Annotated in this window: 19 protein-coding genes; 13 read left to right on the forward strand and 6 right to left on the reverse strand. The window is 71.2% G+C overall.

The features are described 5' to 3' along the window. Window positions 1-73: 73 nt before the first annotated feature. Window positions 74-1,585, reverse strand: coding sequence for an MFS transporter (locus ACWDGI_RS34510; RefSeq protein WP_450765899.1), 1,512 nt, complete (start codon window positions 1,583-1,585; stop codon window positions 74-76). 98 nt (window positions 1,586-1,683) lie between these two features. Between ACWDGI_RS34510 and ACWDGI_RS34515 the strand changes: the two genes are divergently transcribed. Further along, window positions 1,684-2,259, forward strand: coding sequence for a TetR/AcrR family transcriptional regulator (locus ACWDGI_RS34515; protein ID WP_450765901.1), 576 nt, complete (start codon window positions 1,684-1,686; stop codon window positions 2,257-2,259). A gap of 96 nt (window positions 2,260-2,355) precedes the next feature. Here ACWDGI_RS34515 and ACWDGI_RS34520 read toward each other — a convergent pair whose 3' ends face one another. Further along, a complete protein-coding gene (locus tag ACWDGI_RS34520) occupies window positions 2,356-3,615 on the reverse strand; it encodes a PucR family transcriptional regulator (protein ID WP_450765903.1) in 1,260 nt (419 codons plus the stop codon). Between the two features lie 181 nt (window positions 3,616-3,796). Between ACWDGI_RS34520 and ACWDGI_RS34525 the strand changes: the two genes are divergently transcribed. Then, on the forward strand, window positions 3,797-4,723 hold the full coding sequence (locus tag ACWDGI_RS34525) for a proline dehydrogenase family protein (RefSeq protein WP_450765905.1): 927 nt from the start codon (window positions 3,797-3,799) through the stop codon (window positions 4,721-4,723). A gap of 84 nt (window positions 4,724-4,807) precedes the next feature. Beyond that, a complete protein-coding gene (gene pruA / locus ACWDGI_RS34530) occupies window positions 4,808-6,439 on the forward strand; it encodes an L-glutamate gamma-semialdehyde dehydrogenase (RefSeq protein WP_450765907.1) in 1,632 nt (543 codons plus the stop codon). An 88-nt stretch (window positions 6,440-6,527) separates the two neighbouring features. Here the strand turns inward: pruA and ACWDGI_RS34535 are convergent, their stop codons facing one another. Then, window positions 6,528-7,520: a zinc-binding dehydrogenase gene (locus tag ACWDGI_RS34535; RefSeq protein ID WP_450765909.1), complete on the reverse strand. Its 993-nt coding sequence runs from the start codon at window positions 7,518-7,520 to the stop codon at window positions 6,528-6,530. A gap of 104 nt (window positions 7,521-7,624) precedes the next feature. On the opposite strand from ACWDGI_RS34535, the gene ACWDGI_RS34540 reads away from it, so the two are divergent. Further along, entirely contained in the window at window positions 7,625-8,539 is a 915-nt protein-coding gene (locus tag ACWDGI_RS34540) for a LysR family transcriptional regulator (protein WP_450765911.1), read from the forward strand. A 224-nt stretch (window positions 8,540-8,763) separates the two neighbouring features. Then, a complete protein-coding gene (locus tag ACWDGI_RS34545) occupies window positions 8,764-8,895 on the forward strand; it encodes a hypothetical protein (RefSeq protein ID WP_089098576.1) in 132 nt (43 codons plus the stop codon). A gap of 126 nt (window positions 8,896-9,021) precedes the next feature. Here ACWDGI_RS34545 and ACWDGI_RS34550 read toward each other — a convergent pair whose 3' ends face one another. Further along, on the reverse strand, window positions 9,022-10,614 hold the full coding sequence (locus tag ACWDGI_RS34550) for a purple acid phosphatase family protein (protein WP_450765913.1): 1,593 nt from the start codon (window positions 10,612-10,614) through the stop codon (window positions 9,022-9,024). A gap of 132 nt (window positions 10,615-10,746) precedes the next feature. On the opposite strand from ACWDGI_RS34550, the gene ACWDGI_RS34555 reads away from it, so the two are divergent. Both ACWDGI_RS34555 and ACWDGI_RS34560 read left to right on the forward strand, forming a co-directional pair. Then, window positions 10,747-11,790 carry a 3-isopropylmalate dehydrogenase gene (locus ACWDGI_RS34555; protein WP_450765915.1) on the forward strand — a complete coding sequence of 348 codons (1,044 nt, stop codon included), beginning with the start codon at window positions 10,747-10,749 and terminating at the stop codon, window positions 11,788-11,790. A gap of 290 nt (window positions 11,791-12,080) precedes the next feature. Continuing rightward, the gene (locus ACWDGI_RS34560; protein WP_450765917.1) at window positions 12,081-13,169 is read left to right on the forward strand and encodes a branched-chain amino acid aminotransferase; all 1,089 of its coding nucleotides are present in this window, start codon (window positions 12,081-12,083) and stop codon (window positions 13,167-13,169) included. 256 nt (window positions 13,170-13,425) lie between these two features. On the opposite strand, the gene ACWDGI_RS34565 is transcribed toward ACWDGI_RS34560, so the two are convergent. Continuing rightward, window positions 13,426-14,868: a cytosine permease gene (locus ACWDGI_RS34565; RefSeq protein ID WP_450765919.1), complete on the reverse strand. Its 1,443-nt coding sequence runs from the start codon at window positions 14,866-14,868 to the stop codon at window positions 13,426-13,428. Window positions 14,869-15,024: 156 nt separating this feature from the next. Between ACWDGI_RS34565 and ureA the strand changes: the two genes are divergently transcribed. From ureA to cimA, 5 genes are all read left to right on the forward strand, one after another. Further along, window positions 15,025-15,732, forward strand: a complete 708-nt coding sequence (gene ureA, locus ACWDGI_RS34570) for an urease subunit gamma (protein ID WP_450765921.1) — start codon at window positions 15,025-15,027, stop codon at window positions 15,730-15,732. Then, window positions 15,729-17,441, forward strand: a complete 1,713-nt coding sequence (locus ACWDGI_RS34575; RefSeq protein WP_450765923.1) for an urease subunit alpha — start codon at window positions 15,729-15,731, stop codon at window positions 17,439-17,441. The genes ureA and ACWDGI_RS34575 overlap by 4 nt, the downstream gene beginning before the upstream one ends. A gap of 51 nt (window positions 17,442-17,492) precedes the next feature. After that, window positions 17,493-18,530 (forward strand): agmatine deiminase family protein, encoded by a 1,038-nt coding sequence (locus ACWDGI_RS34580; RefSeq protein ID WP_450766081.1) that lies wholly within the window; start codon window positions 17,493-17,495, stop codon window positions 18,528-18,530. 18 nt (window positions 18,531-18,548) lie between these two features. Further along, the gene (locus ACWDGI_RS34585; RefSeq protein ID WP_450765925.1) at window positions 18,549-19,148 is read left to right on the forward strand and encodes a TetR/AcrR family transcriptional regulator; all 600 of its coding nucleotides are present in this window, start codon (window positions 18,549-18,551) and stop codon (window positions 19,146-19,148) included. Window positions 19,149-19,533: 385 nt separating this feature from the next. Beyond that, the gene (gene cimA / locus ACWDGI_RS34590) at window positions 19,534-21,144 is read left to right on the forward strand and encodes a citramalate synthase (protein WP_450765927.1); all 1,611 of its coding nucleotides are present in this window, start codon (window positions 19,534-19,536) and stop codon (window positions 21,142-21,144) included. A gap of 55 nt (window positions 21,145-21,199) precedes the next feature. Here the strand turns inward: cimA and ACWDGI_RS34595 are convergent, their stop codons facing one another. Continuing rightward, window positions 21,200-23,065 (reverse strand): ricin-type beta-trefoil lectin domain protein, encoded by a 1,866-nt coding sequence (locus ACWDGI_RS34595; protein WP_450765929.1) that lies wholly within the window; start codon window positions 23,063-23,065, stop codon window positions 21,200-21,202. Window positions 23,066-23,192: 127 nt separating this feature from the next. Here ACWDGI_RS34595 and ACWDGI_RS34600 point away from each other — a divergent pair, with 127 nt between their 5' ends. Then, entirely contained in the window at window positions 23,193-26,204 is a 3,012-nt protein-coding gene (locus ACWDGI_RS34600) for a glycoside hydrolase family 3 N-terminal domain-containing protein (RefSeq protein WP_450765931.1), read from the forward strand. The last annotated feature ends 33 nt before the right edge of the window (window positions 26,205-26,237 follow it).

Genomic DNA, 26,237 nt, shown 5'->3' on the forward strand with positions numbered 1-26,237 from the left:
CTTTCGGCCTGAACGGCCTCGTCCTCAAACGCCGGACGGGCTGGGAAACCAGCCCGTCCGGCGTTTCGCATGGTCACCTCCTCCGCAGCGTCACCGCCGCCCCCACCGCGGCCGGCACCAGCAGCACCGCCCCGGCGATCGCCGCTCCCTGCATCCCGCTGGTGAACGCCTCCCGTGCGGTGTGCAGCAGGGCCTCTCCCGCGGGCCCCGGCAGCCGGCCCGCCGTGGCCAGCGCGCCGCCCAGCGTCTCGCGGGCGTCCGCCGGGGCCGTGGCCGGCATCCCGTGGCGGTAGACCGCCGTACCGATCGACCCCAGCACGGCCATGCCGAGCGCCCCGCCGAACTCGGTGCTGGTCTCCAGCAGCGAGGAGGCCGTCCCCGCCCGTTCCACCGGTGCGCCGGTCATCGCGAGGTCGGTCAGCTGGGACATGATCGCGACCATTCCGCAGGCCAGCACTCCGGCTCCGGTCAGCACCAGCCACAGCGAGTCGGTGCCGACGAGGGCGAGCAGGACGAACCCGCCCGCCATGGCCGTGAAGCCGCCGGCGACGACGTAGCCCCGGTCGACGCCCCGCTGGACCAGCTGTGCCGTGACCGGACCGGCGACGCCGATGAAGACCGAGGGCAGCAGACTCCACAGCGCCGCCTCCAGGGGGCTCTTGCCGAGCACCGCCTGCAGGTACTGCGTGGTGAAGATCGCCGAGCCCATCATGGCGAGCGAGGCGACGAGGTTCAGGACCAGCGCCGGGGTGAAGCCACGGCCCCTCAGCAGGGCCGGGGGGACCAGCGGGGAGGCGTCGGTGCGCTGGCGGTGGACGAAGAGCGCGGCGAAGAGCAGGCCGACGGTGATCGAGACGACGTACAGCGGGTGCCAGCCCTCGGAGGGGATCTCCTTCAGGCCGTAGATCACCGGGAGCACGGCGGCCATCGACAGCGGGACGCTGAGCCAGTCGAAGCGGCCGGGGGAGGGGTTCCTGGACTCGGGGAGCAGGATCGGGCCGAGCACCAGCAGCATCACCATCGCGGGCAGGTTGACCAGGAAGACCGAGCCCCACCAGAAGTGCTCCACGAGGACCCCGCTCATCACCGAGCCCAGTGCGATCCCGCCGGTCATCACGCCGGACCACAGGCCGATCGCCTTCGCGCGCTGGCCGGGGTCGGTGAACATCGTGCGCAGCAGGGCCATCGTGGACGGCATCAGGGTCGCGCCGCCGATGCCGAGGATCGCGCGGGCCGCGATCAGGGTTCCGGCGCTGTCGGCGTACGCGGCGAGCAGCGAGGCGCCGCCGAAGGCCGCGGCGCCGATCAGCAGCAGCCGCCGGCGGCCGACGCGGTCGCCCAGGGCGCCCATCGTCATCAGCAGGCCGGCCAGGACGAAGCCGTAGACGTCCAGGATCCACAGCTGCTGGGTGCCGCTCGGGCGGAGGTCGGCGCCGATCGCGGGGAGGGCGAAGTAGAGGACCGAGACGTCCATCGAGACCAGGAGCAGCGGCAGCATCAGCACGCCGAGTGCGGTCCATTCACGGCGCCCGGCAAGGGAGTTGGTCTCAGGTGTGCTCGTGGTCGTGCTCGTCGGGTTCGTCATGCCAAGGAATGTACGGGCGTCTTAAACGCTTGTCTAGAACGGATGTATAGGTCATGCGTATAGGACGGTTGTATGGATCCCGGGGTAGGGTGGCCGGCATGGGACACCGTGAGGATCTGCTGGGCGGCGCCAAGCGCTGCCTGCTGGAGAAGGGGTTCGCGCGGACGACGGCGCGCGACATCGTCAAGGAGTCGGGGACCAACCTCGCCTCGATCGGCTACCACTACGGCTCCAAGGACGCGCTGCTCGCGCAGGCCTACATCGCGCTGGTGGAGGAGATGTCCTTCGAGGGCGGCGACGGGGGGCTGACCGGAGCGCCCGGCTCCCTGGAACGGTTCCGTGAGGTGTGGTCGAACATCGTCGACAGCATGCGCGGGCCCGGCTCGCTGTGGCGGCTCAGTGTGGAGATCGTGACGATGGGCGATCAACTGCCGGAGGTGCGCGACCAGTTGGCGCGCGCCCAGCGCGAGGGCGGCCGGGGGCTGACCTCGCTGCTGATGGGCGTACCGGAGGAGGAGGTCTCCGACGAGACCGCCGACACCCTGGGCCGCTTCTACATGACCCTGATGTCCGGCCTCATCTCGCAGTGGACCTTCGACCCGAAGACCGCGCCCGACGGCGACGCGCTCACCGAGGGCCTGCGCCAGATCGTCGAAGCCGCGACCCGGACCTGACCTGCGGCCGCGACCCGGACCTGACCTGCGGCCGCGACCCGGACCTGACCTGCGGCCGCGACCCGGACCTGACCTGCGGCCGCGAGCGGGCGGCGACTACAGCCGTGCCCTCTTGAGCGCCATGTGCAGCAGCAGCCGGTCCTCCCCGTCGTCCAGGTCGAGACCGGTGAGCTGCTCCACGCGGGACAGGCGGTAGTACAGGGTCTGCCGGTGGATGCCGAGGGCCGCGGCCGTACGGCCCGCCTGGCCCGCGCAGTCCAGGTACGCCTCGGCGCTGCGGGCCAGTTCCCGGTGGGCCGGGGTCAGCAGGACGGCCACCGCCGGGTCGTGCGAGGCCTCCGGCGGCAGCGCGGTCAGCAGCCGGTACGGGCCGATCCGCGCCCACTCGGCGACCGGCCCGAACCGGGGCTCGGCCAGCGCGGCGCGGGTGGCCGCGGCGGCCTCCTGCCAGACCGTGCCCAGCTCGGCCAGGCCGGCCCGGGCCTCGCCCACCCCCGCGGCACAGCCCCGGGCCGCCGCGCCCGTGAACCCGGCGGCGACGGCGGCGGCCGTGCGCGCCCCGGCCCCGTGCGCCGACGCCGGCCGGGCCGGCCGGGCCTCCTCCGCCTCCTTGAGCAGCCGCGCGGCGGCCGTCAGGGCGGGGGTGACCGCGTCCGTGCTGCGCAGCCGGACCAGGACCGCCAGGCTGTGGCCCGTCGCCCCCCACGGCAGCGTGCACAGCGCGGTGGCGTGCGGGACCGTGCGCGGGGACGGGGCGTCGTCCGGGTCGGCGGACGGCCAGGGGGCGACACAGACCATCGTGTGCGGGCCGTCCGCGCGGGCGCCGAGGGCGGTACGGAACTCGGCCACCGCCATGTCCCGTTGCCAGCCGGGCTCCGCGACCAGTACCGCCCGCAGCTCCCGGCCAAGACCCGCCCCCGCCTGCGCCTCGTCCGCGAGCAGCGCGCCGATCCGCCCCGCCACCCCCATGGCGGCGGCCAGCTGGGCGTCCGTCGGACCCGGATCGTCGTCCAGGAGCCAGACATAGCCGAGGACGACACCCCGATGGCGTACCGGCAGACAGATCCTTCCCCGGTACACCCCCGCCTCCGGCGTCGGCGGGATACGGACCGGCCCGGTCGCCCGGGTGATGCCGAAGCCCTCGAACCAGGCGCGGACCGCCGCGGTGGAGCGCCGGGTCAGGATCGAGCGGGTCCGGACCGGATCCAGCTCCGACGGATCGAGGTCGCCCTCACTGTCGTACGCCCCGAAGGCGATCAGCTCGAAGTCGCGGTTCTCCAGGGTCGCCGGGACGCCCAGCAGCTCGGAGATCTCGTCGACCAGCTCCTGGTAGTCACCCTTGAATTCGGACGTCACCCGGGCATTCTCCCGCAATTCCCGGACGCCTTCATACATCTGTCTGAGATCTGCGGCACGGATGCGTGACAGCTGTCGATGGCTCACGATCGGAGAGATCCCTAACTTTCACGGTGGTTCTCCGTGCCGTATCCACACCGTCGGATCGCGGCCGTTCTGGCATGTGTTGTGGAGGTGCCCCGTGCTGGGTCCCGTGATTCTCGCCGCGTCGCGCAGCGACCGGATGCGTCGTCTCATTTCGGCGGCCCCGGTGACGAAGCAGGTCGTCGACCGCTTCATCCCCGGTGAGTCGGTCGACGACATCGTCCCGATCATCGAGGAGCTCACCGGCCGCGGCCTGGAGCTGACCATGGATGTCGTCGGCGAGGACATCACCACCCCGGAGCAGGCCACCGCCGCCCGGGACGCCTACCTGGCGCTCGTCGACCGCCTGCGCGGGCTCGGCCTCGGCGAGCGCGTCGAGATGTCGGTGAAGCTGTCCATGTTCGGACAGGCGCTGGAGGGCGGCCACGAGCTGGCCCTCGCGAACGTCCGCCCGGTCGTCGAGGCCGCCGCCGCCATCGGCACCACCGTCACCCTCGACGCCGAGGACCACACCACCCTCGACTCGATGTTCGCCATCCACGAGGAGCTGCGGAAGGACTTCCCACAGACCGGCTGCGTCATCCAGGCCTACCTCTTCCGTACCGAGGCCGACGCCCGCCGCCTCGCCGCGGCCGGCAGCCGGGTCCGCCTGGTCAAGGGCGCCTACAAGGAGCCCGCCGAGGTCGCCTACCAGCAGAAGCACGAGATCGACAAGGCGTACGTGCGGATCCTCGGGACTCTGATGGAGGGCGAGGGGTACCCGATGGTCGGCTCCCACGACCCCCGCCTCATCTCCATAGCCCAGGAACTCGCCCGGCGCGCCGGGCGCAAGCCCGACGAGTACGAGTTCCAGATGCTGTACGGCATCCGCGGCGACGAGCACCTGCGGCTGGCCGCCGAGGGCCACCGGATGCGCGTCTACACCGCCTACGGCACCGACTGGTACGGCTACTTCATGCGGAGGCTCGCGGAGAAGCCGGCGAACCTGCGCTTCTTCCTCCGCTCCATGCTCAGCAAGGGCTGAGGCGTACCCCTCCCGCCCGCCGCACGCCCTTCTCCCGCCCGCCCCCCGGCAACACCCGCTCACGTACAAGGAGTTACGGATCTCATGGACGCTGTGACCCAGGTCCCCACCCCCGTCAACGAGCCGGTGCACGGCTACGCCCCCGGCTCGCCCGAGCGCACCCGCCTGGAGGCCAAGCTCAAGGAGCTGGCCGAGAACCCCATCGAGCTGCCGATGACCATCGGCGGCGAGAAGCGGCTCGGCGGCGGCGAGCAGTTCCAGGTCGTGCAGCCGCACAACCACAAGGCCGTCATCGGCACCGGCCGGCACGCCACCCAGCAGGACGCCCAGGACGCGGTCGACGCGGCCCTCGCCGCCGCGCCCGCCTGGCGCGCGATGTCCTTCGACGACCGCGCCGCGATCATCCTGCGCGCCGCCGAGCTGCTCTCCGGCCCCTGGCGCGAGACCATCGCGGCCTCCACCATGCTCGGCCAGTCCAAGACCGCCCAGCAGGCCGAGATCGACAGCCCCTGCGAACTGGTCGACTTCTGGCGGTTCAACGTCCACTACGCCCGGCAGATCCTCGCCGAGCAGCCCCCGGCCAACTCCCCGGGGGTGTGGAACCGGATGGACCACCGCCCGCTGGAGGGCTTCGTCTACGCGATCACGCCGTTCAACTTCAGCGCGATCGCGGCCAACCTGCCCACCGCCCCCGCCCTCATGGGCAACGTGGTGGTCTGGAAGCCGTCCCCGACCCAGACCCACGCGGCCGTCCTGCTGATGCAGCTGCTGGAGGAGGCCGGACTGCCCAAGGGCGTCATCAACCTGGTCACCGGTGACGGCATCGAGGTCTCCAAGGTCGCCCTCGAGCACCGCGACCTCGCCGGCATCCACTTCACCGGCTCCACCAAGACCTTCCAGCACCTGTGGAAGACGGTCGGCAACAACATCGAGAAGTACCGCACCTACCCGCGTCTGGTCGGCGAGACCGGCGGCAAGGACTTCGTGGTCGCCCACCCGTCGGCCGACCGCGCGGTGCTCAAGACCGCGCTGACCCGCGGCGCCTTCGAGTACCAGGGCCAGAAGTGCTCGGCGACCTCCCGCGCCTACATCCCGGCGTCCATCTGGAACTCCGGCTTCAAGGAGGAGTTCGCCGCCGAGGTCGAGTACCTCACCATGGGTGACGTCACCGACCTGTCGAACTTCATCGGCGCCGTGATCGACGACCGTGCCTTCGCCAAGAACAAGGCCGCGATCGACCGCGCCAAGGAGGACCCGACCTGCACGATCGTCGCGGGCGGCTCCTACGACGACTCGGTCGGCTACTTCGTCCGCCCGACCGTCGTCGAGTGCGCCGACCCGGACAACGAGGTCTTCCGCACCGAGTACTTCGGCCCGTTCCTCGCCGTGCACGTCTACGAGGACGACAGCTACGACGAGATGCTGACCCAGATGGAGTCGGTGTCCGAGTACGCGCTCACCGGCTCGGTCATCGCCGGCGACCGCGCGGCGGCGGCTTACACCATGGAGAAGCTGCGCTACGCGGCCGGCAACTTCTACATCAACGACAAGTCGACCGGCGCCGTCGTCGGCCAGCAGCCCTTCGGCGGCGGCCGTGCCTCCGGCACCAACGACAAGGCCGGCGCCCCGCAGAACCTGCTGCGCTGGACGCTGACCCGCGCGATCAAGGAGACCCTGGTCGCCCCGACCGACTACTCCTACCCGCACATGGGCTGACCCACAGCCCACCCGAGCACGGGCCGGGAAGCCTGACCCACGAGCAGGCTTCCCGGCCCGTTCCCATACCTCGCCGGACGGCGCCGCATCAGACGGCGCGGACCAGGATCTTGCCGGTGTTGCCGCCGTGCAGCATCAGCAGGAACGCCTCCACGATCCGCTCGAACCCGTCGACCACCGTCTCGTCCGCCACCAGGGCACCGCTGCGCAGATGCGGCACGGCGAAGTCGTACAGCTCCTCCTGCGCGTCCTGGTGGTTGCGCACCAGGAAGCCCTCGATGCGCAGGCTCCGCTCCACCACACGGGCGTGGTCGAACACCACCGCAGGCGCGTCCGGGGTGTTGTACTGGCTGATCGTGCCGACCCGTACCACCCGCCCCCGCTCGCGCAGCGCGCCGACGGCCGCACCGAGGTGGGCGCCGCCGACGTTGTCGACGAAGACGTCGATGCCGTCGGGGGCGGCCCCGGCGAGGAGAGCGGCGACCGGGGCGGTGCGGTAGTCGAAGGCCGCGTCGTAACCGACCTCTTCGGTCAGGTACCCGACCTTCTCCGGGCTTCCCGCGCTGCCGGTCAGCCGGCCGGCGCCGAGCAGCCGGGCGAAGCGGCCGGCCGCCGTGCCGACCCCGCCGGCCGCGCCGGAGACGAACAGGTCCTCACCCTCGCGCAGCCGGGCGATCCGGGTGAGCGCGACGTAGGCGGTGAGCCCCGTGCCGCCCAGCACGCTCAGATACGCCGACAGCGGGACGCCCGGCTGGTCGGGGACGCGCCGGACCTCCTCGGGGCGGACCACCGCGTGGGTGCGCCAGCCCTGCCGGTGCACGACGAGCTGCCCCTCCGGCAGGGACGGGGTGCGGGAGGCGACGACCCGGCCGAGCGTGCGGCCCTCCAGCGGGGCGTCCAGTTCGAAGTCGCCGTCCATCATCTCGCGGTGGTACGGATCCACCGACCAGTAGAGGCCGGCCACCAGGGCCGTACCGGGGCCCGGTTCGGGGACCGGGGACTCGGCGAAACGGAAGTGGGCGGCCGTCGGGAAGCCCGTGGGGCGGGCGGTCTGGTGCACGGTGAGCGCGATCTCGGTCATGGCAGGGGACCGTAGGCAGGAATGCCGGGCCCGGGCAGCGGGTTGGGCTCATGGCACACGCCGATCCATGAGACGGCCTCATACCCGCAGGCGGGAGACCCCGAGTGAGCGCAGCCGACCTGGCCCCGCAGGAGCTTCGCATCCTCGTCGCCGTGGCCGACGAGGGCGGCTTCTCCAGCGCCGCCGTCCGGCTCGGCACCACCCAGTCCGCGGTCTCCCACGCGGTCCGCGGTATCGAACGGAAGCTGGGCACCGTGCTGTTCGAGCGCGGCCGGTTCGGTGCCCGGCCGACCCCTGCCGGAGAGCGGGCTGCGGCCCATGCGCGCCGGGTGCTGCGGATGCTGGCGGTGATGGCGGCCGACGTGCGGGGCGCGGGCGGCGGCGAGGCCGCGGGCCCGCTGCGGGTCGCGGCGTTCCGCGGCGCGGCCCTGCATCTGCTGCCGGCCGCACTGGAGCGGCTGGCCGCCCTGCACCCGGCCGTCGAGGTCACCGCGGCCGTCGTACGGGAGTTGGGGCCCGGCACCGCGGGCGAGGTGGCCGCGGGCCGGGCCGACCTCGGGATCGCGACCTTCGGCGACATCTCGGAGCTGCCCGCCGGACTGGTCGGCGGGGTGCTGCTGGAGGAGCCGTACTCCCTGGTGCACCCGGTCGGGCATCCGGCGCCGCGCTCTCTCCCGCTCGTCGACTGGAAGGAGAACTGCGGCTCCTACACCCGCGACTGGTGGGCCGCCCAGGACTGGATTCCGGCGGCGACCGTCACCGCCGAGGACGACGGGGCGGTGCTCTCGATGGTGGCCGGCGGTCTCGGCATGGCGATCATGCCCGCGCTCTCGCTCACCGCCGCCCCGCCCGCGGTGGCGGTCACCGACCTCGGTCCGGGGCGGCCGTACCGCCGCGTCGGTTACGCGACGACCGCGGAACTGGCCGCCACGCCCGCCGTACGGGCCCTGATCCGGATTCTGCGCTCGCTCGGCCGGGGGACCCCCGAACGCACGAAGGGGCAGCTCAGGGCGGTGTGACCCGGTCCGCCGTCTCAGATAGTAGGAAGTCCGAGTAATTGTGCAGACAGAAGCGAGCCGTTCCCTTACGTTTGTAGAAGCCGAACGTCTCGCTCGACCAAGCGAATGGCGGTCGTGAGCCGGGCCCCGTGCAGGCAACCCCTGCGGCACCGCTCCCCGCCCCTTCCGGCGTCTCGCAACCCCCCCATTGCCGTACTCCATGTATGTCGAAGGAGTCGATTCCCATGGCCGAGACGACCGTCCGCCGCCGCGTCCGCCACGTGTCCCGCACCAGCGAGTCCGAGCGCAAGAACGCCGCCGCCGCCCTCCAGCGCGCCCTCGACCGCCGCGACAACGGCGGCGAGACCGGCCACTGAGCCCACCCGGGAGACGCCGGTAACACGTGCAACACCCCTTGACCGGGAGCCGCACCCGCACGGAGTACGGCGCGGCCGGGACAGCCGCGCCGTACTCCGGGGTGTGCTCCGGCACGTACTCCGGTGTCAGCCGCCCCGCCGGATCTCGAAGTGGTCGATCCGCGCCCCGCTCTGCGCCAGCGCCGACACGCTCAGCCTCGCCGTGCTGCCCGCCTCCGCCTCGACCTTGAGGAAGGAGAAGCCGGTGTACCGCACCCGCGACCACTCCACCGTCTCCGCCACGTTGTGCTGCCCCTCGGTCCAGTGGAAGCTGCGCACCGCGCCGTGCCGGGTGACGTGCCCCTCGTAGCTGTCCTTGACCCCGGACGGGAACGAGTACAGGTCCCGCCCGCCACCGCCCGCCGTGACGTACACGATCCCGTCCCGCGTCGGGTCGGTCGAGCCGCCGACCGGGACCGCGCGGCCGACCCCGCCGCCCTTCACCGCGTCCGTGCGCTCGTAGACGTGGTTGTGCCCGTTGACGACCAGGTCCACCTGGTACTCGGTGAACAGCGGCAGCCAGGCCGCCCGGATCCCGCCGTCGGAGGCGTGCGCGGACGTCGAGTAGGCGCAGTGGTGGAAGAAGACGACCACGAAGTCCACGCCCGGCGCGGCCCGCAGCTCCTTCAGCTTCCTCTCCAGCCACTTCGTCTGCCGGCCGCCGCTGTAGCCGAGGTTGGCGGGGATCTCGTACGACACGTCGTTGGCGTCCAGCGCCACGAAGCCGACGTTGCCGTAGGTGAAGGAGTACACGCCCGGCGCCCCGTGCGGGTCGAAGCCGTTGTCGGGGAGGGCGAAGCGGGCGTACTGGCCGCCGTAGCCGTCGGGGGAGTACCAGGCCTCCATGTCGTGGTTGCCGGTCGTCACCATCCAGGGGACCGACCGCGCCACCGGGTCGTTCTGCCGCAGGAACCGGTCCCACTCGCGGGCGTCATAGCCGTCCGAGGTGCGGCCGGAGCCGTTGCCGTCCGCGTAGCAGATGTCGCCCGCGTGCAGGTGGAAGGCCGGGTCCTGCTTCAGCAGCGCGTTGTCGGCCGCCTTTCCGGCCCGGCTGACGCCCTGGTCGCCGAAGGCCGTGAACACGAACTTCTCCGGACTCGCGGGCGCGGTGCGGAAGGGGGTGATGGTGGCGCGGTGGCCGGGGGCGGCCGGGTCCCAGCCGTCGTGGCCGACGCCGTAGTAGTACGTGGTGCCGGGGGTGAGGCCGTCCAGGGCCGCGTGGACGTAGTACTGCTCGACCACCGGGCGCACCCCCTGCACCCCGGGCGTGTGCAGTTGCCGGATCTCCGCGGCGACGCGCCGGCCCAGGTCGTCCGGGCGCGTCCCGATCCGCACGAACGGCTTCCGCACCGCGAAGGGCACCTGCCAGGAGATCCGCATCGCCGTCCTCGGGTCGGCGCCGAAGGCGAGATGGCGGCCGAACGGCACGACGGCCGCGCCGTGGATCGCCGAGGTGGCCGGCGCCGGGTTCGCCGTCTTCCTCGCGCAGCCCGCCAGCAGGCCGCTGCCCGCCATCGTGCCCGCGACCGCGCCCGCCGTCACCAGCGCCCGGCGGCTCACCAGCCGGCTGCGCAGGTACTCGTACTGCTCGGCCATGCTCATCCGGGCGGCGAGCCGGGGCGGGATGCCGAAGTCGGGGACGGGGGGTCCGGGGGGTGTCCCCCTGGAAGGCACAGTCATACGGGGAAACCTGCCCAGCGCAGGCCAACACCGGTCACACGTACAGGTGAACGCAGGGCGACGGAACGACGCGCGGCGTCCGCATGGCGGACAGATCGTGTCATCCCATGGGACGAGGAGTAGGGTGCCGACATGTCTCGCAGCATCGATCTCGCAGTGATCCCCGGTGACGGCATCGGGCAGGAAGTCGTGGCCGAAGGCCTCAAGGTCCTCTCCGCCGTCCTCCCGGAGGACGTGAAGCTGGAGACCAAGGAGTACGACTTCGGTGCCCAGCGTTACCACGCCACCGGTGAGACCCTCACCGACGCCGACCTCGACGCGCTGAAGCAGCACGACGTCATCCTGCTGGGCGCCATCGGCGACCCCAGTGTCCCCTCCGGTGTCCTGGAGCGCGGCTTCCTGCTGAAGCTCCGCTTCGCCTTCGACCACCACGTCAACCTGCGTCCGTCGAAGCTGCTCCCGGGTGTCGCGACCCCGCTGGCGGGCGAGCCGCAGATCGACTTCGTCGTGGTCCGCGAGGGCACCGAGGGCCCGTACACCGGCAACGGCGGCACCATCCGCAAGGGCACCGAGCACGAGGTCGCCACCGAGGTGTCCGTCAACACGGCGTTCGGTGTCGAGCGGGTCGTCCGGGACGCCTTCGCCCGCGCCCAGGCCCGCCCGCGCAAGAAGCTCACGCTGGTCCACAAGAACAACGTGCTGACCTTCGCCGGGCACCTGTGGACGAACATCTTCAACAAGGTGGCCGAGGAGTTCCCCGAGGTCGCCACGGACTACATCCACGTGGACGCGGCCACCATCTTCCTGGTGACCGACCCGGGCCGGTTCGATGTCATCGTCACCGACAACCTCTTCGGCGACATCATCACCGACCTCGCCGCGGCCGTCTCCGGCGGCATCGGCGTCGCCGCGAGCGGGAACATCAACCCGTCCGGCGAGTTCCCCTCGATGTTCGAGCCGGTCCACGGCTCCGCGCCCGACATCGCCGGCCAGGGCAAGGCCGACCCCACCGCCACGGTCCTGTCCGTCGCCCTGCTGCTGCGCCACCTCGGCTACGACGCGGAGGCCGCCCGGATCGAGGAGGCCGTCACCGCCGACCTCACCGAGCGCCAGGGCAGGCCCGCCCGCACCACTTCGGAGATCGGCGACGCGCTCGCCGTACGAGTAGCCGGCTGACCCGCCGCGCTGCCGATCGACTTCGAAGCCGCCGGGTCGCACACGCGCCCGGCGGCTTCCCCATGCCTGCCGCCGGGTGCCACCATCAACCCCGGGTCCGCATTCACCCCGATTCCGTTCATCCCGGCCCCCGCGCGATAATCGAACGCGGAGCCGCGCTATGAGGGAATACCCGGACGTCCTACGACGGGCCAGCCGTCCTACGGCAGGACAGCTGGTCCTACGACTGGACACCGGCCGTACGGGTGTGAGCGCGGCCCATCACTACAACCGGTGAAGGACTACCACTGATGACGACGCCCACGATCGAGCTCAAGCCGTCCGCGCACCCGCTCGCCGCCGCCGAGCGCGAGGCGATCCTGGCCAGCCCCGGATTCGGCCGCCACTTCACCGACCACATGGTGACGATCAAGTGGACCGAAGGCCGTGGCTGGCACGACGGCCAGCTCGTTCCGTACGCGCCGATCCCCCTCGACCCGGCGACCAACGTCCTGCACTACGCCCAGGAGATCTTCGAGGGACTGAAGGCCTACCGGCAGCCGGACGGCTCGGTCGCCACCTTCCGCCCCGACCAGAACGCCAAGCGCTTCCAGCGCTCCGCCCGCCGGCTCGCCATGCCCGAGCTGCCGGTGGAGACCTTCATCGAGGCCTGTGACCTGCTCGTCCAGCAGGACAAGGACTGGGTCCCGGCCCACGGCGGCGAGGAATCCCTCTACCTGCGCCCCTTCATGATCGCCACCGAGGTCGGCCTGGGCGTCAAGCCGGCCAACGAGTACCTCTTCCTGGTCATCGCCTCCCCGGCCGGCGCGTACTTCCCCGGCGGGGTCAAGCCGGTCTCCATCTGGGCCTCCGAGGACCGGGTCCGCGCCGTCCCCGGCGGCATGGGGGACGCCAAGACCGGCGGCAACTACGCGGCCTCCCTGCTCGCCCAGGCCGAGGCCGCCGCCCAGGGCTGCGACCAGGTCTGCTACCTCGACGCGGTCGAGCACAAGTGGGTCGAGGAACTCGGCGGCATGAACCTGTACTTCGTCTACGGAGACAAGATCGTCACGCCGACCCTCAGCGGTTCGATCCTGGAGGGAGTCACGCGTGACTCCCTCCTCACCGTCGCCCGTGACCTCGGCTACGAGTCCGAGGAGGCCCGGGTCTCCATCGAGCAGTGGCAGCGCGACTCGGAGAACGGCACCCTCACCGAGGTCTTCGCCTGCGGTACGGCGGCCGTGATCACCCCGGTCGGCACGGTCAAGCGCAGCGGCGCCGAGTGGCGGCAGTCGGACGGCGAGCCGGGCGGGGTGACCATGAAGCTGCGTGAGGCCCTTCTCGACATCCAGCGCGGCAAGACGCCGGACAAGCACGGCTGGATGCACCAGCTCGGCTGACCCCGCCGCTCGTCCGTGAAGCCGGTCCCCGCCTCCCGAGCCGGAGCGCGGGGACCGCGCGGTTCGTGACGAAGGGAGCAGACGTCTTGGGATTCCTGCTGGCGTACAGCGACGAGCGGATCCAACAGGACGAGTGGCGGTCGAGCCGGAGGCGACGTGGCTGCACCCGTCCCCGACGGGGCTTGTGATGGTGGTGCTTCCGGCGTTTGTCGCACTGTGCTGGCCGGCGATGCTGACCGTACTGCTCGTCAACTAGCTAGGTGAGTGATTCCTCGGCACGAGCCGGTACCTGCCCGACCTCGAGTGCTGCGTTCGGGAGCGCCTGCCGGGCGGAGAGTGCGAGATACACGAGACCGCCCACCAGGCCCGACAGCAGGAAGGAACAGTCCACCCCGCCCGTCAGGGACAGCAGCGGGCCCTCGTACGACGGGAGCGAGACCGCCAGCAGGCCGACTCCGGCGCCCAGGGTCCAGGAGAGCGTGGCCCGGAGGTTCCAGCCGGCCCGGTACCAGTAGATCCCGCCGTGCGAGCGGCGGTTGAAGACCTGGAGGGCGTCCGCGTCGTAGACCCCGCGGCAGCGGCGGAAGCCGATGAGGGTGATGACCGCCCAGGGGGTGCCGATCGCCGTCAGCAGGAGCACGAAGGACGTCATCGCGGACTGCGCGTTCCAGGCGTAGTGGCCGACGAAGACGCAGGCCGTGGCGACGATCGCGACGGTGTAGGTGGCACGGGCGCGGGACGCGCGGGGCAGGATCGCGTCCAGGTCCAGGCCCATCGAGTACAGCATCAGGCCCGCGTTGCCGACCGAGCCCGCGGAGGCGGAGAGCAGGAGCGGGACCAGGTACCAGGCGGGGGAGGCCGACACCAGCGGGCCCGCGTAGTCGGTCGCCGAGCGGGCCGCGTACGCGGTGAACGTGCCGAACAGCTGCGGCACCAGCAGGCCCAGGACCAGGCCCAGCCAGGTCCCGTGCAGGACCCGGCGCGAGGAGTGGCGGGCGGGGGAGATGTAGCGCGTGTAGTCACCGAGGAGGGTGATGAAGGCGACCGGCCCGGACAGCCCCGCCGCGACCGCCGCCAGACACCAGGTCGGCCAGAAGCCGCCCAGCAGATAGCCGCCCGCGTCCGGCAGCGGGGAGGTGGCGAAGTGCGGGGCGTACGCGAAGATCCCGAGGAGCAGCAGGGCGGTCATGCCGACGGCGAGCACCCGGGACATGGCGAGCAGGACGCGATAGCCGTAGACCGCGCCGGCCACCGTCGCGGCCGCGAGCACCCCGTAGACCACGGCGTACGACACCCCGTCCGCGGGCAGCCCGAACAGCCGGTTCAGCACGCCCACCATCACGTCGCCGCCGATCCACACGGTCAGCGCGGTGTAGCCGAGGGCCAGCAGCAGGCCCACCACCGAGCCGACCAGCCGCCCGCGCACCCCGAACTGCGCGCCGGAGGAGGTGGAGAGGTTGGTGCCGGTGCGCAGCGAGACCAGGGCCAGCGGGGCGGTGAACACCGTGCCGACCACCGTGCCCGCCACGATCGCGCTCACGGACGCCCACCAGCCCAGCCCGAAGGACGGCGGCAGCCAGCCGAAGATGATCACGCCGAGGCAGAGGTTGGAGCCCAGCAGGATCGAGACCAGGTCCTTGGGTCCGCTGGTGCGTTCCTCGTCCGGGATGGTGTCGACTCCGCGCTGTTCTATCGGCATGGCTGGTCTCCTTCGACGGCCACCTGAAACGTACGGCTGAGAGTTAGAGCGACGTTCAATGTGGGCGACCAGGCTGTCGATGTCAATGGTTCCCTTCTCGTAATGCGGCATTTAGAGTGGTGCTCTAAGTGTGCGAAGTGAAGGAGGTACCGGGACGTGCGACTGACCCCCACGGAACGTGACCGGCTGCTGCTCTTCGGGGCCGCCGAGCTGGCCCGCGCCCGCCGCGCCCGGGGCCTCAGGCTCAACGTGCCGGAGGCCACCGCGCTGATCGCGGACACCGTCTGCGAGGCGGCCCGGGACGGCAGGCGGCTCGCCGAGGCCGTCGAGGCGGCCCGCGCGGTCCTCGGGCCGGCCGACGTGCTGCCCGGCGTCGCCGACGTCGTCACCGAGGTGCACGTCGAGGCCGTCTTCGACGACGGCTCACGGCTCGCGGTGGTCACCGACCCGATCGGGGGCGGCGGCCTGGGCGAGGAGGGGCCGGGCGCGCTGCTGCCGGGACCCGAGCACACGGACCCGGCGGCGGTCGTGCGGCTGTCCGTGACCAACACCGCGACCGTCCCCGTCTCCGTCACCTCCCACTTCCACTTCTTCGAGGCCAACCCGCGTCTCGACTTCGACCGCGCCGCCGCATACGGCCTGCGGCTCGCCGTGCCCGCCGGGTCCTCCGTGCGCTTCGGGCCGGGGGAGTCGCTGGAGGTCGGCCTGGTGCCGATCGGCGGCGCCCGGGTCGCCATCGGCTTCGCCGGGCTGGTCGACGGGCCGCTGGACGCGCCCGGCGCCCGCGACGAGGCGCTGCGCCGCGCGGCCGCCTGCGGCTACCTGGGTGTTCACGACATCCGCGACCAGGAGGCAGACCGATGAGCCGTCCCGGAGGCCACCCGGCCGAGGCCCGCCGCCTCACCCCGTACGAGTACGCGGCCACCCACGGCCCCCGGGCCGGCGACCGGGTCCGGCTCGGGGACTCGGGGCTGGTGATCCGCGTCGAGGACGACTCCCAGCGCTACGGCGACGAGTTCCTGGCCGGCTTCGGCAAGACCGCCCGCGACGGACTGCACCTGAAGGCCGCCGCCGTCCGCGACACCTGTGACGTCGTCATCAGCAACGTCGTCGTGATCGACGCAGTGCAGGGCATCCGGAAGGTGTCCATCGGCATCCGCGAGGGGCGGATCTGCGCGATCGGGCGGGCCGGCAACCCCGACACCCTGGACGGCGTCGACGTCGTGGTCGGCACCGGCACCTCGATCGTCTCCGGCGAGGGGCTGATCGCCACCGCCGGGGCCGTCGACACCCACGTCCATCTGCTGTCGCCGCGCATCATGGAGGCCTCGCTGGCCTCCGGCGTCACCACGATCATCGGGCAGGAGTTCGGCCCGGTGTGGGGCGTCGGCGTGAACTCGCCCTGGGCGCTGAAGCACGCGTTCAACGCCTTCGACGCCTGGCCGGTCAACATCGGCTTCCTCGGGCGGGGGTCGTCCTCGCACCGGGCGCCCCTGGTCGAGGCCCTCGCCGAGGGCGGCGCCTCCGGTTTCAAGGTCCACGAGGACATGGGCGCCCACACCCGGGCGCTGGACACCGCCCTGCGGGTCGCCGAGGAGCACGACGTCCAGGTCGCCCTGCACAGCGACGGGCTGAACGAGTGCCTGTCCGTGGAGGACACCCTCAGGGTGCTGGAGGGCCGCACCATCCACGCCTTCCACATCGAGGGCTGCGGCGGCGGACACGTACCGAACGTCCTGAAGATGGCCGGCGTCCCCAACGTCATCGGCTCCTCCACCAACCCCACCCTGCCCTTCGGCCGGGACGCGGTCGCCGAGCACTACGGGATGATCGTCTCCGTCCACGACCTGAAGACCGACCTGCCCGGCGACGCGGCCATGGCCCGGGACCGCATCCGCGCCGGGACCATGGGCGCCGAGGACGTGCTGCACGACCTGGGCGCGATCGGCATCACCTCGTCCGACGCGCAGGGCATGGGCCGGGCCGGGGAGACCGTCCGCCGCACCTTCGCGATGGCCGGCAAGATGAAGGCCGAGCTCGGCGCCCCGGACGACGGCCACGACAACGAGCGTGTGCTGCGGTACATGGCCAAGCTGACCATCAACCCGGCGATCGCCCACGGCCTCGCGCACGAGGTCGGCTCCATCGAGGTCGGCAAGCTGGCCGACATCGTGCTGTGGTCGCCCGAGTACTTCGGGGCCAAGCCGCAGCTCGTCCTCAAGTCCGGCTTCCCGGCGTACGGCGTGACCGGCGACCCGAACGCGGCCACCGACACCTGCGAACCCCTGGTCCTCGGACCCCAGTTCGGGGCCCACGGGGCGACCCCCGCCGACATCTCGGTGGCCTTCGTCGCCCAGGCCGCCCTGGACCAGGGCAACGACACGATGCCCACCCGGCGCCGCCGGGTCGCGGTCCGCGGCACCCGTGGCATCGGCCCCGCCGACCTGCGGCTCAACTCCCGTACCGGAGCGGTCGACGTGGACCAGCGCACCGGCCTGGTCACCCTCGACGGCGAGCCGCTGCGCTCGGAGCCCGCCGACTCCGTCTCCCTCAACCGCCTCTACTTCCTCTGAATGCCACAGCCTGTGAAGGACCCCCGCATGGAGCCCCGTATGGACCCCCACCTGAGCACTCCCGCCTCCGACGGCTTCCGGATGCCCGCGGAGTGGACCCCGCACGAGCGCACCTGGATGGCGTGGCCGGGCCCCAACCCCACCTTCGACGACCCGGACGACCTGCGCGCCTCCCGGATGGCCTGGGCCTCGGTGGCCCGCGCGATCCTGCGCTTCGAGCCGGTGACGGTGGTCTGCGGCCCCGGTCAGTCGGCGGACGCCCAGGCGCTGCTCGGCCCGGGTGTCGACACCGTCGAGCGCGAGCTGGACGACGCCTGGATGCGGGACATCGGGCCCACCTTCCTCACCGACGGGCGTGAACTGGCCGCCGTGGACTGGACGTTCAACGGCTGGGGCGCCCAGCACTGGGCCCGCTGGGAGCACGACGCGAAGATCGCCGGGCATGTCTCGGACCTCGCGGGCGCGAAGACGTACGCCTCGAAGCTGGTCAACGAGGGCGGTGCGATTCACGTCGACGGCGAGGGGACCGTCCTGCTGACCGAGACCGTGCAGCTCGGGCCCGAGCGCAACCCCGGCTGGAGCCGCGACGAGGTCGAGGCGGAGATCCACGGGATGCTCGGCACCCGCAAGGCCATCTGGCTGCCCCGCGGCCTCACCGGCGACTATCCGCCCTACGGCTTCGGCACCCTCGGGCACGTCGACATCGTCGCCGCCTTCGCCCGCCCGGGCGTGGTCGTCGCCCACCACCAGCCGGACCCGGCGCACCCCGACCACGAGGTGACCCGGGAGGTCATCGGCCTGCTCAGGTCCCAGACGGATGCGCGCGGCCGGGCGCTGGAGGTCGTCGAGGTCCCGGCCCCGACCGTCCTGGAGGCCGACGGCCACTGGGCCGACTACTCCTACATCAACCACTACCTCTGCAACGGCGGGGTCGTGCTCTGCGGATTCGACGACCCGCGTGACGAGACGGCCGCCGGGATCTTCCGCCGTCTCTTCCCCGGGCGGACGGTGACCCTGGTGGACGCCCGTACGATCTTCTCCGGCGGTGGCGGCATCCACTGCATCACGCAACAGCAGCCGAAGATCTAGTAGTACGAGGAGCAGCACATGGCCGGTGGGCGCAGACAGGCCCCGCCCCGCGAGGACGTGCTCGCCGCCGCCATGGACATGATCGCCGACCGCGGCCTGGAGAAACTCACCATGGCCGCGCTCGGCCACGAGGTCGGCATGAGCAGCGGCCATCTCCTCTACTACTTCCGCTCCAAGGACGAACTGCTCCTCCAGACCCTGGAGTGGAGCGAGGGCCGGCTGGGCGCCGAGCGCGGCCGGCTGCTCACCCGCCGCGGCACCGCCCGCGAGCGCCTCGACGCCTATGTCGACCTGTACGTCCCCGTCGGCCACCGCGACCCGCACTGGACGCTCTGGCTGGAGGTCTGGAACCGCTCGCAGAACGCCGACGAGGCCGCCCGCGACCGCCAGGCCGCCATCGAGGGCGCCTGGCACCGCGACCTGGTGGCGCTGCTCGCGGAGGGCATCTCGCGGGGCGAGTTCCGGTCCGTCGACCCGGACCGCTTCGCCGCGCGCCTGCGGTCCCTGCTCGACGGCTTCTCCATCCACGTGGCGATCGGCCTGCGCGGCACGGACCGGGCCCAGGTGCTCGGCCATGTAAGCGAGTTCCTGGAAGCGGACCTCCTCACGGACGCGTGACATCCCGTCGTACCGGGTCCGTCACCGTGCGGGAGGCGAAGGACCTGGATCCGGCGCGGACGGGGTCTCGTGATCCATCCACCGTGACGACCGCATCCTGAGACGGTCGGTGAGCCGGGGGCGGGTTGTGCCAGAATTCCCCTCGTGCTCTCGTTCGCCATGATTATTGGCAGCAGGCGCGCCGGTCCGCAGTGACCATCACGTACGACCAGGTACGGGTGGCCATCGTCGTCCTCGACCCGCGCGCAGACCTCTCGCACCCGCGAGGGGTTTTTTCGTTTTCCGGCCCACCTTCAGCCGGAAGGCCAGCGCGAGGGACCATGGAGGGACGGTGGAGCCGGTCATTCCGGTACGACCGAGATTCGACATCAGGAGCCTAGTGACCATGACCGAGACGGCAACCAACGAGCTGGACGACTCGTTCCACGTCTTCGACACCACGCTGCGCGACGGTGCGCAGCGCGAGGGCATCAACCTCACCGTCGCGGACAAGCTGGCCATCGCACGGCACCTGGACGACTTCGGCGTGGGCTTCATCGAGGGCGGCTGGCCGGGTGCCAACCCCCGGGACACCGAGTTCTTCGCCCGCGCCCGGCAGGAGATCGGCTTCAAGCACGCCCAGCTGGTCGCCTTCGGCGCCACCCGCCGGGCCGGCGCCAAGGCGGCGGACGACCCGCAGGTCAAGGCGCTGCTGGAGTCCGGCGCCCCGGTGATCACGCTGGTCGCCAAGTCCCACGACCGCCATGTCGAACTGGCGCTGCGCACCACCCTCGACGAGAACCTGGAGATGGTCCGCGACACGGTGTCCTTCCTGAAGGACCAGGGTCGCCGGGTCTTCGTCGACTGCGAGCACTTCTTCGACGGCTACCGCGCCAACCCCGAGTACGCGAAGGCGGTCGTCCGGGCCGCCTCGGAGGCCGGCGCCGACGTGGTCATCCTCTGCGACACCAACGGCGGCATGCTCCCCGCCCAGGTCAACGCCGTGGTCTCCACCGTCCTCGCCGACACCGGCGCCCGGCTCGGCATCCACGCCCAGGACGACACCGGCTGCGCGGTCGCCAACACGCTGGCCGCCGTCGACGCCGGCGCCACCCACGTCCAGTGCACGGCCAACGGCTACGGCGAGCGCGTCGGCAACGCCAACCTCTTCCCGGTGGTGGCCGCCCTGGAGCTCAAGTACGGCAAGAAGGTGCTGCCGGACGGCCGCCTGCGCGAGATGACGAGGATCTCCCACGCCATCGCCGAGGTCGTCAACCTCACCCCCTCCACCCACCAGCCCTACGTCGGTGTCTCGGCCTTCGCCCACAAGGCCGGCCTGCACGCCTCCGCGATCAAGGTCGACCCGGACCTGTACCAGCACATCGACCCCGAGCTGGTTGGCAACACCATGCGCATGCTCGTCTCCGACATGGCGGGCCGCGCCTCCGTCGAGCTCAAGGGCAAGGAACTCGGCATCGACCTCGGCGGCGACCGCGAACTGGTCGGCCGGGTGGTGGAGCGGGTGAAGGAGTACGAACTCAAGGGCTACACCTTCGAGGCGGCCGACGCCTCCTTCGAGCTCCTCCTGCGCGCCGAGGTGGAGGGCAAGCGGCGCAGCTACTTCCGTGTCGAGTCCTGGCGGGCCATCGTCGAGGACCGCCCCGACGGCACCCACGCCAACGAGGCCACGGTCAAGCTCTGGGCCAAGAGCGAGCGGATCGTCGCCACGGCGGAGGGCAACGGCCCGGTCAACGCCCTCGACCGCGCCCTGCGCGTCGCCCTCGAGAAGATCTACCCCCAGCTGGCCCAGCTCGACCTGGTCGACTACAAGGTCCGCATCCTGGAGGGCAAGCACGGCACCGAGTCCATCACCCGCGTGCTGATCTCCACGTCCGACGGCAGCGGCGAATGGTCCACGGTCGGCGTCGGGGAGAACGTGATCGCCGCCTCCTGGCAGGCCCTGGAGGACGCGTACACCTACGGCCTGCTGCGGGCGGGCGTGGAGCCGGCGGAGTAGCGGCGGCGAAGCCGGGGGCTGGGCTCACAGCCCCCGGCTCGTTCCGCGTACCGCCCTACTGCAGGTGCCACTTCTGGTTCGCGGCGCCCGTGCACGTCCAGATCTGGGCCCGTGCCCCGTTCGCCGACGAGTTGCCCGTTACGTCCAGGCACTTGTTCGCCGCCGCGTTCACCACGTCACCCGTCGAGGCGTTGTACGACCACTGCTGTGCCCCGGTGCCGTTGCAGTCGTACAACTGGACCTTCGCCCCGTCCGCCGTGGAGGCCGAGGTCACGTCGAGGCACTTGCCGAGCGCGCGGACCGATCCGTCGGACTGCACGGTCCACTGTTGGGCCGTGCTGCCGTTGCAGTCGTAGAGCTGCACGGCCGTACCGTTCGTGCTTGAGCCGCCCGCCACGTCCAGGCACTTGCTCGCGAGCCCGACGAAGGCGCCGGTCTGGCTGCCGCCGCCCGACTGGGTGCCGGACCAGGTGAAGGTCGCCGAGGTCTTGCCGGGCAGTGAGTAGGTCGCGTGCTGGGAGCCCCAGTTGATGGTGACGGTCTTCGCCGCGGACGAGTCGTTGTAGGCGATCAGCGCCTTGGAGCCGTCCGGGTTGCGCCAGGCCACGTTCGGCACGGCGGTGGACGCGGTGGAGGCGATCCGCTGCGCACCGGGCCGGACGAACTTCGTCAGGTGCCCCATCGTGTAGTACTCGACCGTGTAGTCGACGGTCCCGCTCGCCCCGTCTCCGTTGTGCACGGTGATCAGCCCGGTGCAGGTGCCGCAACCGCCGTTGTGCGGGCCCATGTTCTGGTCCACGGCCAGCGACCACTTGGTCACCGACTTCGCCCAGTTGCGGGTGTAGTCGATGATGTTGTTCATGTCCTCGCGCTGCTGGTTGGCGATCCAGGTGCCGCCGGAGTGCTCGGTGCCGAAGGCGTCCAGCGTGGGGTACTGGTTGTGCACGGTGGTCTGCTTGTTGATGTCGCCGCCGTAGCCGTGCCAGGCGATCCCGCCGAAGTTGGGGTGGTTGCGGATCGCCGCGTCGTCGACGCTCGCGGCCGCGTAGGAGTCGTATACGTCCCAGTTCCAGTCGTGCGCGAGGACCTTGGTGGACAGGCCGGCCGACTGGAGCTGCGGCAGCAGGTCGTTCTTGAGGAAGTACTGCAGTCCGGACGCGTTCCAGCTCATCGACGGATAGCCGGAACAGCAGGTCGGCTCGTTCTGCGGGGTGACGTAGGAGACCTTCACGCCCTGCGCCTGGTAGGCCTGGAGGTACTTCACGAAGTACGAGGCGTAGGCCCCGTAGTACTCCGACTTCAGCCAGCCCCCGTTGAGCGAGCCGCTGTCCTTCATCCAGGCCGGCGCCGTCCATGGCGAGGCCATGACAGTCAGAGAGGGGTTCAGCTGGAGCGCCTGCTTGGTGAGCGGCACGACGTCCGCGAGGTCGTGGGAGATGGAGAAGCTGTTGAGGTTCGGGTCGGTCTGGCCGGCGGGTATGTCGTCGTACGTGTACCCGTACCGTGCCAGGTCGGAGGCGCCCATCGGATTGCGCAGGAACGACAGCCCGATCCCGTCGGTGGGGGAGAACAGCTTCTTCATGGTGGCGTCCCGGGTGGCCTGGGACAGTGCGCCGCTGCTGTTCATCAGCCAGGCCGCGGTGTCGGTGAAGGACGCGCCGCCGCCGGTGAAGGTCTGGTAGCGGGTGTTCTCGTCGACGGTGATGTTCTCGCCGCTGCCGCCGCTCCCGGACTGGAAGGCGAACGGTGTCTGCGCCTGGAGCCCGCGGGTGACATGGCGCCCGCCGGAGTCGTCGGTGGTGGTGAGGTATGCGGTGACCTGCTCACCGGCCGCGTGCGCGGACGGCACGACCGCGCTGAGGCCGGCCACGGTGAGCAGTCCGGCCAAGAACAGCCGGACCGTGTGGGGGGTGGATCTCATGGACACATCGCCCTTCCTGACGGGACGTCTTGACGGGGGTGCGAGCCGTTAGTTAACTCACGTCGTGATCTAAGCCATGAGTGAACTGTGAGAGCCCTGAGTGAACCAGAGAGTCGAGGGAAGGTCCATGCCAAGAACCGCCCTGCTCGTCTCCACCGCCCTACTCGCAGCCCTGATGCCCCTGTCCGCGGCCCGCGCCGCCGACGACCCCGCACCGACCCCCGTCGACCGCTTCGAAGGTGAGGTCCCCTTCGCCTCCCAGCCCGCCGAGGGCATCTTCACCTGGGGCGGCGACAGCGACGACCCGCCCGCCCTCCAGTTCGCCGACCGGGCGGACGCCCCCGAGGGCGCCAAGGTGCTCTCCGGGACGTACGACATCAGCGGATACGGCGGCTTCACCCACGACTTCGCCGCCACCGAGCCCGCCCACGACTGGTCCGCCCACAAGGGCATCCGCTTCTGGTGGGACGGCCAGGACAACGGCAAGAAGATCAACTTCGAGATCAAGGACGGCGGCGCCAACGGCGAGGCCTCCGAGCTGTGGACGACGTCCTTCACCGACGACTTCTCCGGCTGGAAGCAGATCGAGATCCCCTTCGGAGACTTCGTCTACCGCACGGACTACCAGCCCGTCGGCGGTATCGACCACGTCCTCGGCCTGACCCAGATGTGGGGCTACGCGCTCACCCTCCCCGTCGGGCTCAAGGGCCGGTTCGCCATGGACGACGTGGAGTTGTACGGCAAGGCCGACCAGGCGCTGCGCGCCTCCGTCACCACGGACGCGGCCGTCTACCCCGTCCAGGAGGGCCGCACCGCCGCGGTGAAGGTCTCCCTCGGCACCACCGGCTCCGCCCCCCTCGACGAGCCCGTGACCGTCGCCTACGAGACGGCCGCGACCGGCACCGCCGCCGCCGGCAAGGACTACACCCCGGTCTCCGGCACCCTCACCTTCCCGGCCGGTACGGTCTCCGGGGCCACGCAGACCATCAAGGTGCGCACGCTGAAGGACCGGTCCGGCGAATCGGCCGAGACCATCCCGCTGAAGTTCACCGTCACCGGCGCCAAGGCCCCCGCCGAGACCCCGCAGGTCGTCATCGACGCGCACGGACTGCCGTACCTGGACAGCAAGTTGCCCGTGAAGAAGCGGGTCGCGGACCTGCTCTCCCGGATGTCCCTGGCGGAGAAGGCCGGCCAGATGACCCAGGCCGAGCGCGGTGCCGTGGGCAACGGCGGTGACGTCGCCGCCTACGACCTCGGCTCGCTGCTCTCCGGTGGCGGCTCGACGCCCACGCCCAACACGGCCGCGGCCTGGGCGAAGATGATCGACGGCTTCCAGCTCCGGGCGCAGGCGACCAGGTTCCAGATCCCGCTGATCTACGGCGTCGACGCGGTGCACGGCCACAACAACCTGGCCGGCGCCACGATCATGCCGCACAACATCGGCATCGGCGCGACCCGCGATCCCGGGCTCGCCGAGGACACCGGCGCGGTGACCGCCGCCGAGGTCCGCGCGACCGGCATCCCCTGGGACTTCGCCCCCTGCCTCTGCGTCACCCGCGACGAGCGCTGGGGCCGCTCCTACGAGTCCTTCGGCGAGGACCCCGCCCTGGTGAAGTCCATGGAGACCATGATCCAGGGCCTCCAGGGCCGGGCCGACGGACGTGACCTGAAGGACGACGACAAGGTCCTCGCCACCGCCAAGCACTTCGTCGGCGACGGCGGCACCGAGTACGGCTCCTCCACGACCGGGTCGTACACCATCGACCAGGGCGTCACCAAGGTCACCCGGCAGCAGCTGGAGGCGATCCACCTGGCGCCGTACCAGACCGCGGTCGACCGGGGCATCGGCACGGTCATGCCGTCGTACTCCTCGCTCGACATTCTCGGCGACGGCCAGGGCCCGGTGAAGATGCACGCCCGCGCCGACATGATCAACGGCGTGCTCAAGGGCCGGATGGGCTTCGACGGCTTCGTGATCAGCGACTGGAACGCCATCGACCAGCTCCCCGGCGACTACGCGGCCCACGTCAGCACGGCGGTCAACGCCGGCGTCGACATGATGATGGTCCCCTACAGCTACCAGGACTTCACCAAGACCCTGACCGACGAGGTGAACGCCGGCCGGGTCAGCGAGCAGCGGATCGACGACGCGGTCTCCCGCATCCTCACCCAGAAGTTCAGGCTGGGCCTCTTCGAGCACCCGTACGCGGACACCTCCGGCGCCTCGAAGATCGGCTCCGCCAAGCACCGGGCGGTGGCCCGCCAGGCGGCCGCCGAGTCCCAGGTGCTGCTGAAGAACGACAGCGTCCTGCCCCTGAAGAAGTCGCAGAAGGTGTACGTGGCCGGGTCCAACGCCGACGACCTCGGCAACCAGACCGGCGGCTGGACCATCACCTGGCAGGGCGCCTCCGGCACCCACACCACGGGCACCACCATCCTCCAGGGCATGAAGAACGCCGGGGGAGACGTCACCTACTCCAAGGACGCCTCGGCGCCGACGAGCGGCTACGACGTGGGTGTGGTCGTCGTCGGCGAGACCCCGTACGCCGAGGGCGTCGGAGACGTCGGCAACGGCAACGACCTGGCGCTGACCCCGGCCGACCAGGCCGCCGTGGACAAGGTGTGCGCGGCCATGAAGTGCGCGGTGCTGATCGTCTCCGGGCGTCCGCAGCTGATCGGGGACCGGCTCGGCGAGATCGACGCCCTGGTGGCGTCCTGGCTGCCGGGCACCGAGGGCGACGGCGTGGCCGACGTGCTCTACGGGAAGAAGGCCTTCACCGGCCAGCTCCCGGTCACCTGGCCGAAGTCCGAGGCCCAGCTGCCGATCAACGTGGGCGACGCGTCGTACGACCCGCAGTACCCGTACGGCTGGGGTCTGACGACCCTGGCCAAGCCGTCGAAGGGCGGCGAGGCCACTCTGCGGGCGCTCGGCGTCGCGGCGAAGGCCGCGGAGCGGACGGGTGCCGCCTCGGCCGGCCGGAAACTGGTCACCAAGGCGCGACTGCTGGTGCAGGCTGAGATCGGACAGTCGATCACGGCAGCCGTCTCGAAGCCCTTCGCCGACGCCGACCACCTGCTGCTGACCGGCAGGTACGCGGCGGCGCTGGAGAAGCTGACGGAGGCGTACGAAGCGGCATAAGAAATGACAGGCTATGGGGGGTTTCGGGTAAAT

The sequence above is a fragment of the Streptomyces sp. NPDC001220 genome, assembly GCF_053597895.1.

Coding starts and splice junctions, on each gene's coding strand:
- ACWDGI_RS34510 (WP_450765899.1), bottom strand. CDS start 1,585: ATGACGAACCCGACGAGCACGACCACGAGCACACCTGAGACCAACTCC.
- ACWDGI_RS34515 (WP_450765901.1), top strand. CDS start 1,684: ATGGGACACCGTGAGGATCTGCTGGGCGGCGCCAAGCGCTGCCTGCTG.
- pruA (WP_450765907.1), top strand. CDS start 4,808: ATGGACGCTGTGACCCAGGTCCCCACCCCCGTCAACGAGCCGGTGCAC.
- ACWDGI_RS34535 (WP_450765909.1), bottom strand. CDS start 7,520: ATGACCGAGATCGCGCTCACCGTGCACCAGACCGCCCGCCCCACGGGC.
- ACWDGI_RS34545 (WP_089098576.1), top strand. CDS start 8,764: ATGGCCGAGACGACCGTCCGCCGCCGCGTCCGCCACGTGTCCCGCACC.
- ACWDGI_RS34550 (WP_450765913.1), bottom strand. CDS start 10,614: ATGACTGTGCCTTCCAGGGGGACACCCCCCGGACCCCCCGTCCCCGAC.
- ACWDGI_RS34555 (WP_450765915.1), top strand. CDS start 10,747: ATGTCTCGCAGCATCGATCTCGCAGTGATCCCCGGTGACGGCATCGGG.
- ACWDGI_RS34560 (WP_450765917.1), top strand. CDS start 12,081: ATGACGACGCCCACGATCGAGCTCAAGCCGTCCGCGCACCCGCTCGCC.
- ACWDGI_RS34565 (WP_450765919.1), bottom strand. CDS start 14,868: ATGCCGATAGAACAGCGCGGAGTCGACACCATCCCGGACGAGGAACGC.
- ACWDGI_RS34575 (WP_450765923.1), top strand. CDS start 15,729: ATGAGCCGTCCCGGAGGCCACCCGGCCGAGGCCCGCCGCCTCACCCCG.
- ACWDGI_RS34585 (WP_450765925.1), top strand. CDS start 18,549: ATGGCCGGTGGGCGCAGACAGGCCCCGCCCCGCGAGGACGTGCTCGCC.
- cimA (WP_450765927.1), top strand. CDS start 19,534: ATGACCGAGACGGCAACCAACGAGCTGGACGACTCGTTCCACGTCTTC.
- ACWDGI_RS34595 (WP_450765929.1), bottom strand. CDS start 23,065: ATGAGATCCACCCCCCACACGGTCCGGCTGTTCTTGGCCGGACTGCTC.
- ACWDGI_RS34600 (WP_450765931.1), top strand. CDS start 23,193: ATGCCAAGAACCGCCCTGCTCGTCTCCACCGCCCTACTCGCAGCCCTG.